The sequence below is a fragment of the Paenibacillus shenyangensis genome (genome assembly GCF_000346635.1).
GTDB lineage: Bacteria > Bacillota > Bacilli > Paenibacillales > Paenibacillaceae > Saccharibacillus > Saccharibacillus dauci.
Genome location: NZ_AOIG01000007.1, coordinates 41,464 through 53,799, shown reverse-complemented (window position 1 = coordinate 53,799; position 12,336 = coordinate 41,464). Strand labels below are relative to the sequence as shown.

Genomic DNA, 12,336 nt, shown 5'->3' with positions numbered 1-12,336 from the left:
ACTCTACAAGGCTGTTATTTCAGTTGCAGACGGTGAGCCGCATGCAGTGTAGGACCTACATAGCGGTTCAGCGGAAATCCATTGGAGATCGCCTGTGTGATGAAGTTTTTGGCATCGCTGTAGGCATCCTTCACAGAGAGACCTTTTGCCAGACCTGCCGTAACAGCTGCCGAAGTCGTGCATCCCGCACCATGCGTATAATCGGTAGCAATCGCGTCTACTTCAAACCAGTCAAAGCTCTGACCATCATACAGCAGATCCAGCGCTTTGCCTTCTTTGACTTTACCACGTGTTTTGATCAGTACATGCTTGGCACCACGCTCATAGATACGAACTGCTGCTTCTTTCATCTGTTCTTCCGTCGTAATTGGACCGGTCTTCGCCAGTTGGGAAGCTTCAAACAGATTCGGCGTAACCAGATCGGCTCCCGGAATCAGTAGCTCCAGCATCGCTTCGGTATTTTCTGGCTGAAGCACTTCATCCGTACCTTTGCAGACCATAACCGGATCGATAACAATACGATTCAACGGATAACGCTTGAGATAGCTGGCTACCAGCTCAATAATCTCGACCGAACCGAGCATCCCTGTCTTCATCGCATCGAATCCGATTCCTTCCAGCACGGTACGCATCTGCGCTTCTACTACGTTCAATTCTACGGGGAATACCTGATGATTCCACGTCTCCGGTTCCATGGCTACGATGGTTGTCAGCACCGTCATACCATAAACGCCTAATTCCTGAAAGGTTTTCAAATCCGCTTGAATTCCTGCTCCGCCGCTTGTGTCCGAGCCGGCTATCGTTAAGGTTTTTGGTATTGTCATGTGTGTAATTCTCCTTCGCATAGAGTCCCTTTATTTTAGCACAACCTGACATGAGAATACATCCTTTTCATGAAAAGGATATGTAAGTTTCAGCTTATTCATTCTTCTGCTTGTTGTGCTTGTACAAAATCATAATGTACCCCTGTCAATTCTTCGGATACTGTCCATAGTTTGGCTGCAGTCCCGTAATTCACCTTGTGTTCAAAGGAAATATCATGGTGCGGATATCCCTTTCGGCTGCCCGGTCCATCAGGACCAATAAATTCGCCGCCAATCAGGGAAGACTCGGTTGCTGCATATAAGGTAGGCAGGGCTCCAAATGCTGCGGTCTGGCTGAACAATCCCCAGACAAAACGAACCGGCCAGATCGCCTGCTTGCCCGAACCACGCGAGACCAGATTGGTATTGGCAATCCCCGGATGACAGCCCACACTTATCGTATCTGCGCCTGCCTCGGTCAGTCTTTTTTGCAGTTCCTTGGCAAACAGCAGATTCGCCAGTTTGCTCTGACAGTAGAATTTGCCGGCACTGTAGCCGATTCGTCCATCCAGATTATTAAAATAAATATAGCCTGTTCGCGCTGCAATACTACTGAGCGTTATGATTCGTGAACCTGGTGTAGCGAGCAGCAGCGGCAGCAGATGACTGGTAAGTGCAAAATGTCCCAGATGATTGCTGCCAAACTGCAGTTCAAAGCCCTGCTTTGTTTTCTGGTAAGGCGGAATCATGACACCTGCATTATTGATCAAAATATCGAGGGAGTCGTAGCGGCTCCGATACAGATCGGCAAATTCACTGACACTGTTCAGGTCAGCCAGATCAAGCGGCATTACCTCTACCTGTGTATGCGGATAACGCTGTCTGATCTGCGCAGCTGCTTGCTTTCCTTTATCCGCATTACGTATAGCCAGCACTAATGCAGCTCCTTTGGCAGCCAGTTCCAGAGCCGTCTCCAGTCCCAGTCCTCCGCTCCCTCCTGTGATAATTATGCGTTTACCGGTTTGATCCGGTATCTGATTCGCTGTCCACTGCTGACCCATCCCTGTTCACTCCATTTCGTGATCTGATGACTGCTGTTCATAATACTTGCTCATTTCAATAATCATCGCGCCCATCCGTTCATTCTCCGGGGCGATAATACGTTCCACGCCTTGCTGCCGCAGCGCTTCGGATGTTACTTTACCTACCGACACAGCCAGTATGCGTGAAGCCAGCGCTTCGCGCAGCAAAACCGTATATCCATGTTCTGCCGCATCTGCGAACAGATTGCGTACCTGCACCGCTGTCGTAAAGCAAATCGCATCTATCCGGCTTTCTGTAATCTCTTGTCGAAGCTGATTAAGTGTCTCGGGTTCAGGCCCCAGATTCTGATAAGGAAGTAGCGTATGCACAGATGCCGCACCTTTTTCCTGTAAAAAGCGCACGAGCTCCGGTGCCGGATCGCCATGCAGCTGTACCCAGATATTCTTGCCTTCAAGACCGATCTGCTGCAGCTGCTCTTCCAGTCCTTTTACCGTACCATCCGAATCCCGTACATCCGGAGCCAGATCTTTGGCTTTGAGTGTATTGTAGGTTTTGTAACCACGGATAGCGATATTCGCCTGACGAACAGCCGCGGTAAATGCTTGACCCATTTCAAGACGCTCGGCGGCTTCGAACAAAGCATTTGCTCCAATACCTGTGGTGAAGATTACCCATTCTGGCTGTTCTTTAATAAAACGACGCAGCTCCTGCTCCATTTCCTGCTCTTTGAACAGGGTGATCCCCTGCAGTGAACGCACTTCGGCATGACCACCCTGGCGCTCAATCAGCGAACTCATTTCCTCCAGCTTACGTGAACCTGCGATAATTACCTTTTTCCCGTCCATAGCCTTTGTCATGTTTATCCCCCTGTATCGCTCTGTATATCCTTTTTACCCCATTTTACTTTTACATTATAGCTGGCTAATCTCAGCTTGGTCGGTCAACGCTGAATTGCTGCGCCAAGCCTGCATAGTTGTTGCCTGCAAGACGTGCCACAGGCTTTAGCTGCTCGGTGAGAATATACATATGATCATGGTCGATTACCGTTTCGTCAAAATGGTAACAGAGAACACGCACTAGCAGCAGATCCTGTACGATGATTCCCTCATCATTGGTAATGGCTACATGCTGATCGAGCTGGCATTCATAACGTACCAGAGCTTCACGAATTCCCGGTACAGCCACTTTGTCACTCGGTAGAGTGTGTAGATCTGTCAGATCGAGTTCACTCTGATCCGGTGGCAGACTGGCTGCTGTATGATTCATCTGCTCGGTCATTTCTTCATGAACAATATGGATAACCAGTTCCTTGCTGTTCATAATATTGCGCGTGGTATCTTTCATCTGTCCCTGTTTACGAGCAATGGAGACCGATAGAATCGGAGGATCGGAAGCTACAATATTGAAATAGCTAAAAGGAGCAATATTGAGCACCCCTGTTTCCGAGAGGCTGGTGACCATAGCAATCGGTCTTGGGACAACCGAGCCTGTGAGCAGCTTGTAATTTTCAATGGTAGAGATAGATTCAGCGTGTATAGTTATCATATTTATTCCTCCTCGGATAGTAGAGTTTATTTTCTTTACTATATCCTAAATGATACGCAAAGACGATGGATATGCACTACCAAACAGGCAATTTTGGCATTACATCTATTATTTATACATTATATACGACATGCATACAGTAATAGATCTTACCCTTATCCATAATAGATGTTTGTATACTACCTGCAAGTAGGACAGTATGACTCAGCCAATAAAGGTATAATCAAATGCCCCGTCACTCCTGTTAAGAGATGACGGGGCATGGATAGATCTACCGGCATAACCGGTTTAGAATATCAGATTGTTCAATAGCCGGATTCGCTCAGACTCGAACGTATTCAAAGCTTTTATCAAATCATTATCAGTCTGTTCCTATTAATGCATAGGACCTTGTCCAGCTTGTTTACCGATCTGTACACGACTTACAAAGAAAGAACATACCAGACCCAATACTGCCAGTACAAGAGCAAAAACAAAGGCATGCTGTATACCGGTAGTGAAGCCAGCCATTTGATTCTCCGGACTTTGTGGATTGGCTACACGGCTCAGGTAACCGCTCTGTCCAGCACTCAAAATGCTGACTGCCAGTGCAGTACCGATAGCACCTGCCACCTGCTGCAATGTATTCATAATAGCTGTACCATGCGGATAATACTCACTTGGCAGTTGATTCAGGCCATTGGTCTGTGCAGGCATCATGATCATGGAGATACCGACCATCATGAACAAATGCATGGCAACGATCATACCGACCGGTGTATTGGCATTGATGCCTGTATACATAAACAGGATCACTGACACGACGGCCAGACCAATAATAACGAGCCATTTGGGACCAAATTTATCGAACAGTCGGCCCATGATCGGTGACAGCAGCCCGTTGAGCAGACTACCTGGCAGCAGTACAAGACCTGCTGCGAGTGCTGTCAGTGCCATCCCCTGCTGCAGATACATAGGCAGGATCAGCATGGATGACAGAATAATCATCATACAGATGAAGACCAGGATCAAGCCAATAGTGAACATTGGATAACGGAATGCCCGTAGATTCATAACCGGTTGTTCCATACGCAGCTGACGGATACTAAATATCAGCAGCGATATTCCACCGATCAGCAGAGCAGCAATAACGACCGGACTCGTCCAGCCGCCGCCTTGTCCATGGCCACCAGCACTACTGAATCCATATACGATACCGCCAAAGCCCAGTGTGGACAGAATAATCGACAGGATATCGATTTTTGGCTTAGTCAATTTGGAAATGTTCGGCAGGAATAATAATCCGCAGACGAGAGAAATAATAAAGAACGGCAGCGAAATCCAGAAGATCCAGTGCCATGTCAGATTAGCCAGAATCAGACCAGAAATAGCAGGTCCACTCGCTGGTGCGAACATGATAACAAGTCCGATCAATCCCATAGCCGAACCACGTTTCTCGATGGGGAAAATAACCAGAATGGTATTAAACATCAATGGAAGCAGTAATGCTGTACCTACCGCCTGCAGTACGCGTGCTACCATTAATATTTCAAAACTTGGTGCCATTGCAGCTACAATCGTGCCTGCAATCGAGAAAATAAGTGAAGTCGTAAATAATTGTCTGGTAGAAAACCATTGCAGCAGCAGTCCTGAAATAGGTACCAGAATACCCATTACAAGCAGATAACCGGTAGTTAACCATTGAATCGTCGTCGGTCCTACCTCCAGCAGTTTCATAAGCGGTGTAATGGCCACGTTTAGCGCTGTTTCACTGAATAATCCGATAAATCCGCTTAACAGCATGGCGAACAAGATCGGCAGTACTTTGTATTGTTTGGTTTCTTGTTGGTCCTCTACTGGACCTGTCTTCATGGGTACGTCCACGATCCCATCCTCCTTTGATCTCTCTCTGTTTTGTTTTGTTTCGTTTAGTGATTCATGCTTGCGCTCTTCATAACAACAGACAAATAATCCGCTGCTGTGAGCATCGGTTCCTTACTCTGATTGGTCAGACCAATAATCAGAGCCCCCTCCATCATCGAGATCATCAGCAGTGCAGCCTCTTTTGCTTTTTGCTTGGAAGCTCCCTCCTGTTCGAGATGTTCCGCAATAATCTGCTGCCAATCGGCAAACACGCTCTGACAGGCCTGCCGCAACTTATCGCTGATACATGATGTCTCTACTGCCGCCCAGAAGCTAAAAGGCAAAAACCCGGTATACCCCGCCTTCTCCGCATCCTCAGCCGTTTGATGAATAAAATAGCGAATCGCATCTCCTGTATTATCATGCATGTCAAACGTCTCTTTGAATTTCCCCAGAATATACTGATTGGTTTTCTGGATACATTCATGAGCAAGCTCTTCTTTACCATGCGGAAAATAATGATATAGCGAACCTTTCGGCGTCTCACTCTCTTTAATGATCTGGCTAAGACCGGTAGCATGATATCCCTGGGAAAAGAAAAGTCTAGCGGCTGTATCGAGAATCAGCTGTCTGGCATTCGACTTTTCGCTCACAAGAATCACATCCTTCACATTAATTATAACGATCGGTCTATATAATTAAAGCTTTTTCAAAACAGATTGTCAATAACTATAAAATGGTAATTGATTTTCTCCGATGATACCTTAACAGCTTTTTTACTTTTTTTAGATAGAACTGCTGCATTTCCTCTCATTCAGAATACAATCTGATGAACATGGAAATACACATCGAACGATCTACCGATCTGCAGGTATTCTTTCTCTTAGCTGCTTGTAAATATGCACGATGTCATCCATCGGGATACGCACTAATCCGCTGGATGAAGGCGCTACAAATTCATGAATACCCGGTGTGACAGGCTCCTCCTGAAATCCCCATGGTACCTGCTTGCGTTGACTGTACTGGGTGTACACACCTTTGCCAACAAAACAGGCAATGGACGGTTGATACAAGGCAAGTTTACGACGAAGTTCCTGTCGGCCCTCCTGGTACTCTTCAGGCAGAATATCTTCCGCTCCACGGGTAGGCCTGGAGACGATATTGGTAAATCCGTATCCCAGCTCCAGCAGATCTCCATCCTCTTCGGGATGATACAGCCTTGGCGTAATCCCAGCCTGATATAGAATCTGCCAGAATCGGTTACGTGGATTGGCATAATGATGTCCCACCTCTCCGGAACGAAGACTCGGGTTAAAGCCAATAAACAAGATGGAAAGATTGTGCTTCATATGATCTGCAATCGCTGGCATAATGTCACCTCATAATATTTTCATCATTTTTTTATCTTTTTCGACAAAACAACTATACAATATATAAGACTATTGACCGATATATTTATTCAACAAGCAAGAAACACCAAGTCGAAACGACCTCACTTCTGAATATCAAACTTAAAATTAAAAATTAAAATTACTATATCGAAAAGGAATGATTAGCATGATTAAATTAAACGAAGAGCAAATTTATGCTGTCCTTCATAAACAACTGAACAGAAACTTCCCTGTACAAACAATGGAACTGCAATATCATATCGAAGCCGATGCCCGTCTGATCAATGAAACAGGCAGCGTCTCCCTTACCAATAAACACTACTGGGTAAAAGTCATGGACTGCATCTATCCAACACATTCCCGTCCGATCCTGATGAGTGAAATCATCTACTTCCTCAGACAAGAGTACATGGATAGCACCATTCGCGTATTCATGGAACAGGATACAGACGGCAAAGTATCTGCTACTGCCGAGATTTCTTTCCAGGATCAAGTTACCCTTGAATCCGAACAGCTCAAAAGCCTGATCGATCTGGCACTCGTAGTTAAAGACAAGCAATGGTTCGATGAACTTACTGCCAGCTACCTGATGATGAACCGTTCCCTGCCAAGCTCACTGTAATTGTATATAACCGATACGGGACTTTCCATGGTGGAAAGTCCCGTATTTATATTCATTATTTCAAGTGTACCATCCAAATGTAAAAATGAATCTTATACTTGTCTTTATTTATATATTTCCTGCAGTGATCGAACAGCAACTCCTAAGCATCCCGGCGGATGTAACAAAATAAAGCAATTTCAAATGCTTTTATAAAGAAATGTTGTTATTATGTAAAAGATGGTTGAATAGATAGTAACAATCTTATTCACAAGTCTCATACATACCATATATAAGGAGGAGTTACAATGGGACCTGAAGATCCATATTCACGCCCACAGGGGAATGGCATGCCCCCTTATAATCAGCATGATCCTTATCATCAGCAGTATGGGCCTGTACCCAACAATGGCAAAGCTATCGCTGCACTCGTACTGGGAATTTCATCGATTGTATCGATTATGATTTTTCCTGGAATCGGAATTATCCTTGGCATACTGGCCGTTATTTTTGCCGTTATTGCCCTCAAAGAATTGCGCCAGCGTTATCAGCAAGGACGAGGACTCGCAATTGGAGGACTGGTATGCGGTATTATCGGATTTGTTATTCATGCTCTAGTCGTTCTGTTTATTGTAGTCATTATTGGAGCTTCTCTGGCCAGCTATTCGCCGGTCGGCTCGGATAATTGGGAACCGACCTTTGAACAGGATAGTAATAGCGACTTCTATTAAACAGATTCAGTATAAAAAAGAATCCGTATGCCACTAGGATCAGTAACCCAGAGGAATTGTCCTTCTTCATCGGCAGAAATTCCTGCTGCCCGAACACGTGCTGCGACTTCATCGATGGCTTCGCGGTTGGGCAACTGTAGTGAGTAGTAATCAATACCGGCAGCGTTGGCAGGTGCCTTGGGTGCTCCGACGCCTGCCCAGGTATTGAGCCCCATATGGTGGTGGTAGCCACCCGCAGATATAAAAGCTACCGAGCGATTATCGGTTAGCATCATCTCAAAACCAAGTACATCTACATAAAATTTGCGTGCTTCAGACAGGTCAGTTACATGAAAATGGACATGGCCTATTTTTGTGCCTGCAGGCAGTCCGTTCCACACTTTGCCTTCAGCCAGCTCCAGCAGTCCTTCTACATCGACCGGCTCTGTACCCATAATAATGTAACCATGCTCATCCTTTTGCCATGTTTCTTTTGGTCGATCCGCATAAATCTCAATACCGTTATTATCCGGGTCATTCAGATACAATGCTTCGCTGACCAGATGATCGCCCTGTCCAATATTTTGGCGATGCTTTAGCAAATTGCGAAGTGACAATCCCAGGCTTACCCGATCTGGCAGCAGAATAGCAAAATGATATAATCCCGCTGCAGACTGTGGAGGTAAAATAATTGCATTGGCAATCTCCTCGATAATTACGATTGGATGTATACCGTCTGCAGACAAATGGGCAGTCGTCTCATCCTGCTGTAACACTTGCAGACCAATCACCTCTGTATAATAAGCAATAGAACGTTCCAGTTGACTGACTTTGATTTTGACCAGACCGATTTCCAGAGCAGGGCTGATTACACTCGTATTCATAACTTTTTCCTCTTCTCTATATTAACTTATTTTTTATAAGTATGTTAACATTTTGTAAGTAACTAATCAAGTTCGATAATGTATCCTATGATCTGATAGACATCTATTTATTTTTGCCTAAATAATACAACAGCTATCAGACCGATGCTTATACTGAATCACAAAAAAGACAGCCTCTTATTGAGAGGCTGTCTTTTTGATTAATCTGCAGTACATGGATTAAGAATATAACTCATTTCTTTGCATCTATTTACCTGTCTGATCAAGATCTGTCGATTACTCTTCAGTTACGCCAGGATCTTGTCCCCATACCGGTGCACCTTGATAATACAGTACGATATGGTTATTATCGCTCATTGTTGTATTTTCATTGTAAGAGTAGTCAGCTGTACCGGAACCACTCGAACGCTGGATAGTAAAGCTCATATCGCCTGTCTCGCCACCAGCAGGGATAATACCTGCTTCAGCATTAAAGCGCAGTTCCAGATAGCTATCAGCACCTGTTTGAGGGTCTTCCATATTTACGATATATGGCTCTACGTTCTTCGCACCAAAGCTTACATTCCCGATGGAAACGCTCTTGGCTGTCAGATCTTTACCACCTGTAAAGTAATAACGAACACGGATATCACTCAGGTTTACATCTTCGCTGCCTGTGTTCATGATGTTAACCATTGGACGGATTGCACTGGAAGTGCTGCCGCCAGCTGCAGAACTGGATTGTACAACCAGTGACTGGGCTACACTGCCTGTTTGAGCCATTGGAGCAGCAACTACCGGAGTAGACATCTGACTAACCTGGCCGTCACCATAAACTGCGTTTACCACATATCCGTATACATTGCCGTTCATTGCGGACGTATCTACGTATACAGCATCGGTTACACCTGTAGTATGAACAGTGTACGTATTGGCTGCTACGCTGTCGTAGGTGTTATTTACAACATTATAACGGCGTACATCATAGCTGGATGCTCCCTGTACAGGCGCCCATGTCAGTACAACCTGCTTGGAACCGGAACGTGCCTGTACATTGCTTGGTGCAGCAGGTGCAGATGTGTTGGTCCAGGCAATATCGTTAGCTACCACATTACTTTCGATAGCAGCATGCGCGCTTGGCGCTGCCATAAAACTTCCACCTGCAGCAAAAATAGAAGCGGCCACCAGAATAGAAGCCTTTTTGGAATAATTGAACATTTCGTAATCTACCTCCATATTGTATAAGTTTGGTTGTGTGCGGGTCATGCTGTTAAGTATTTGGCTCAGTATCTCTATGTCGGGATCTGCTTTTCTCCTCCTTTATCTGTTCTTCACCTTGAATCGAGCAGCATTCTTTACGGATAACTGCCCAAGTATTGAGCCCGGTGAAAGATTATTAAACAGTAATATAGCAAACAAAACACCTAGCAAGCTCAAATTATAACATTTTTGTTACCACTTGAAGATAGACAGCAAGTTCTAATCGTCAATAAAACGACAATTCCATAAGTCCTACTCCTGCGGGATTTGGGGCATAATAGAGTAGTTGAGCTGTACATGTTCATTTTCATATGTACCTAGACTGTGTATTTTGTACTATATTTGGTTTCTATTTTATCCTGTTATTTTTTGCTTAATGAAAAAATCCAGATGGAATATTTATATACCAAGGGAGAGATAATGTTGCGTTTGAGATCTGATTCTGCGTCTTTTCGACCTGTACAACCATTTTCTTATAAGTCCATCAGTCTGTTTATCCTGCTTATGGCTGTCCTGCTGCTTGGAGGCTGCAGTCAATCATCAGGTGATAACCAGCAGCCTGTTGCCCATTCTCCGGCTTCAGATACCTCTATGTCCGATCATTCCATGAATATGGATCATAGTGCTCATATGGGTACTACAGCTGCAGTACCAGAAGGTAGTATCACTGCCAAGCCTGCTGATGTTACTACCAAGCAGCAAATACTTACCGCCAAGGAAATCACCCTTACCGCCCGCAAAGCCCATTTGGAAATTGAGAAAGGCAAATATTTGCCGGTCTGGACATTCAATGGTTCGGTTCCAGGTCCACAGATTGAAGTAACCCAAGGAGATATCGTTACGGTTCATCTTAAAAATGAACTCGATGTTCCGGTATCCATTCATTTTCATGGTGTTGTACTTCCTGTTGCCATGGATGGAGTTCCAGGCGTCACTCAGGATGCAGTTCAGCCTGGACAAACATTTACGTATACATTCAAGGCACTTCATGCCGGCACTTACTGGTACCATTCGCATCAGGACAGCCTTAATCAGATTGGCAAAGGATTATACGGCACCTTTATTGTCAAAAAGAAAAATACCGTCCCTGCAGATGTAGATCGTACACTTGTGCTGGATGAATGGAATGATCCCAATACCCATGCGCCTGACCGGGAAGCCAATACAGCAGCGCTCAGCAGCAATATGGGGATGTATAATATCTATACGATTAATGGACGCAGTGGCAGTTATATAGAACCTATGCGTGTCCACACCGGTGATCGGGTGCGTCTGAGATTCGTTAATGCAGGAAATATGACTCAGCTACTGTATATCAATCAACCAGCGTATCGTGTAGTGTCGACAGACGGCGAAGATATCAATGAGCCCCAGACACTCAGCCATGGACTGCTGCGAATTGCTCCCGGTGAACGATATGATGTGGCATTTACGGCTGATCAGACAGGAGTACAGGTAATCGGCGCTGTCGGTGATTCCGATTTTGCCCGTTCCATGCGTATCCCTGTCGTTACGGAGACGTCTGCCTCGACGCTTAGTGACCAGCAAGTAAATGATCAGGTAAACAACCAGCAGAACAAATTGACTACCCAGACCGTCTCCAAATGGCCTGAACTTGATCTGACCCATTATGGCCAAGCCGCTCCATCGCAGTTCAATCTGAAGCAAAGCTATGACCGGGATTATCGGATGACTCTGAATATGGGAGTCAGCAATGGGCAAACTGCCTATACAATCAATGGCCAAGCGTATCCCAAAGCGGACAATATGGATGTCAAGACAGGTGATACGGTGAAGATTACGATGACGAATGAATCCGTGAATGAAGATCATCCCATGCATTTGCACGGTCATATTTTCCAGGTATTGTCCAAAAATGGTCAGCCGCTTACAGGCTCTCCTCTCTGGAAAGATACACTTAATGTACGTCCGGGCGAAACCTATGTGGTTGCCCTCAAAGCCGATAATCCGGGAATCTGGATGTTCCATTGTCATGAACTGCATCATGCTACAATGGGAATGATGATTGATCTGGTCTATGAGGACTATGTCTCTACCTACAAACCTAATCCGCAGGTTAACAATATCTTCGAGTAATTCAATCAACCTGTGATCCGGCATTTATGACATTTATGTATCAAAAAAGCAGGCGTCCTGTTCTATGATAGAGAAAGTCTCTATTCTGGAACAGGACGCTTTTGTGATCATACTGCAACAAAACCCTTTTTTCTGTGTAATACATAGTGAGAAATAGAATGAAAACATCACAAAATGTTT

The 12,336-nt window shown here is 45.0% G+C and carries 12 protein-coding genes; 3 read left to right on the top strand and 9 right to left on the bottom strand.

The annotated features are described in order from the left end of the window. Window positions 1-14: 14 nt before the first annotated feature. The 7 genes from pdxK to H065_RS0105725 all read right to left on the bottom strand — a co-directional run bounded on the left by pdxK (window position 15) and on the right by H065_RS0105725 (window position 6,604). Window positions 15-824 (bottom strand): pyridoxine/pyridoxal/pyridoxamine kinase, encoded by an 810-nt coding sequence (gene pdxK / locus H065_RS0105755; protein WP_017812073.1) that lies wholly within the window; start codon window positions 822-824, stop codon window positions 15-17. Between the two features lie 98 nt (window positions 825-922). Further along, the gene (locus tag H065_RS0105750; protein WP_017812072.1) at window positions 923-1,864 is read right to left on the bottom strand and encodes an oxidoreductase; all 942 of its coding nucleotides are present in this window, start codon (window positions 1,862-1,864) and stop codon (window positions 923-925) included. 6 nt (window positions 1,865-1,870) lie between these two features. Then, entirely contained in the window at window positions 1,871-2,704 is an 834-nt protein-coding gene (locus tag H065_RS0105745; RefSeq protein WP_017812071.1) for a uroporphyrinogen-III synthase, read from the bottom strand. 70 nt (window positions 2,705-2,774) lie between these two features. Then, window positions 2,775-3,392: a flavin reductase family protein gene (locus H065_RS0105740; protein ID WP_017812070.1), complete on the bottom strand. Its 618-nt coding sequence runs from the start codon at window positions 3,390-3,392 to the stop codon at window positions 2,775-2,777. 375 nt (window positions 3,393-3,767) lie between these two features. Beyond that, complete coding sequence (locus H065_RS0105735) at window positions 3,768-5,243, bottom strand: DHA2 family efflux MFS transporter permease subunit (RefSeq protein WP_026136047.1); 1,476 nt, start codon at window positions 5,241-5,243, stop codon at window positions 3,768-3,770. A gap of 56 nt (window positions 5,244-5,299) precedes the next feature. Further along, on the bottom strand, window positions 5,300-5,887 hold the full coding sequence (locus H065_RS0105730) for a TetR/AcrR family transcriptional regulator (RefSeq protein ID WP_017812068.1): 588 nt from the start codon (window positions 5,885-5,887) through the stop codon (window positions 5,300-5,302). A gap of 204 nt (window positions 5,888-6,091) precedes the next feature. Continuing rightward, window positions 6,092-6,604, bottom strand: coding sequence for a mismatch-specific DNA-glycosylase (locus H065_RS0105725; protein ID WP_017812067.1), 513 nt, complete (start codon window positions 6,602-6,604; stop codon window positions 6,092-6,094). Window positions 6,605-6,866: 262 nt separating this feature from the next. Here H065_RS0105725 and H065_RS27675 point away from each other — a divergent pair, with 262 nt between their 5' ends. Both H065_RS27675 and H065_RS25305 read left to right on the top strand, forming a co-directional pair. Then, the gene (locus tag H065_RS27675; RefSeq protein ID WP_238557896.1) at window positions 6,867-7,247 is read left to right on the top strand and encodes an IDEAL domain-containing protein; all 381 of its coding nucleotides are present in this window, start codon (window positions 6,867-6,869) and stop codon (window positions 7,245-7,247) included. A gap of 287 nt (window positions 7,248-7,534) precedes the next feature. Then, window positions 7,535-7,957, top strand: coding sequence for a DUF4190 domain-containing protein (locus H065_RS25305; protein WP_017812065.1), 423 nt, complete (start codon window positions 7,535-7,537; stop codon window positions 7,955-7,957). On the opposite strand, the gene H065_RS0105710 is transcribed toward H065_RS25305, so the two are convergent. Then, window positions 7,954-8,820 carry a VOC family protein gene (locus H065_RS0105710; RefSeq protein ID WP_017812064.1) on the bottom strand — a complete coding sequence of 289 codons (867 nt, stop codon included), beginning with the start codon at window positions 8,818-8,820 and terminating at the stop codon, window positions 7,954-7,956. The two genes, H065_RS25305 and H065_RS0105710, sit on opposite strands and share 4 nt — an antisense overlap. Window positions 8,821-9,096: 276 nt before the next feature. Further along, window positions 9,097-10,035, bottom strand: a complete 939-nt coding sequence (locus tag H065_RS0105705) for a cellulose binding domain-containing protein (RefSeq protein WP_238557895.1) — start codon at window positions 10,033-10,035, stop codon at window positions 9,097-9,099. Between the two features lie 453 nt (window positions 10,036-10,488). On the opposite strand from H065_RS0105705, the gene H065_RS0105700 reads away from it, so the two are divergent. Then, a complete protein-coding gene (locus H065_RS0105700) occupies window positions 10,489-12,156 on the top strand; it encodes a multicopper oxidase family protein (RefSeq protein ID WP_193746756.1) in 1,668 nt (555 codons plus the stop codon). The last annotated feature ends 180 nt before the right edge of the window (window positions 12,157-12,336 follow it).

Coding starts and splice junctions, on each gene's coding strand:
- H065_RS0105750 (WP_017812072.1), bottom strand. CDS start 1,864: ATGGGTCAGCAGTGGACAGCGAATCAGATACCGGATCAAACCGGTAAA.
- pdxK (WP_017812073.1), bottom strand. CDS start 824: ATGACAATACCAAAAACCTTAACGATAGCCGGCTCGGACACAAGCGGC.
- H065_RS27675 (WP_238557896.1), top strand. CDS start 6,867: ATGGAACTGCAATATCATATCGAAGCCGATGCCCGTCTGATCAATGAA.
- H065_RS0105745 (WP_017812071.1), bottom strand. CDS start 2,704: ATGACAAAGGCTATGGACGGGAAAAAGGTAATTATCGCAGGTTCACGT.
- H065_RS0105705 (WP_238557895.1), bottom strand. CDS start 10,035: ATGGAGGTAGATTACGAAATGTTCAATTATTCCAAAAAGGCTTCTATT.
- H065_RS0105725 (WP_017812067.1), bottom strand. CDS start 6,604: ATGCCAGCGATTGCAGATCATATGAAGCACAATCTTTCCATCTTGTTT.
- H065_RS0105735 (WP_026136047.1), bottom strand. CDS start 5,243: ATGAAGACAGGTCCAGTAGAGGACCAACAAGAAACCAAACAATACAAA.
- H065_RS0105740 (WP_017812070.1), bottom strand. CDS start 3,392: ATGATAACTATACACGCTGAATCTATCTCTACCATTGAAAATTACAAG.
- H065_RS25305 (WP_017812065.1), top strand. CDS start 7,535: ATGGGACCTGAAGATCCATATTCACGCCCACAGGGGAATGGCATGCCC.
- H065_RS0105710 (WP_017812064.1), bottom strand. CDS start 8,820: ATGAATACGAGTGTAATCAGCCCTGCTCTGGAAATCGGTCTGGTCAAA.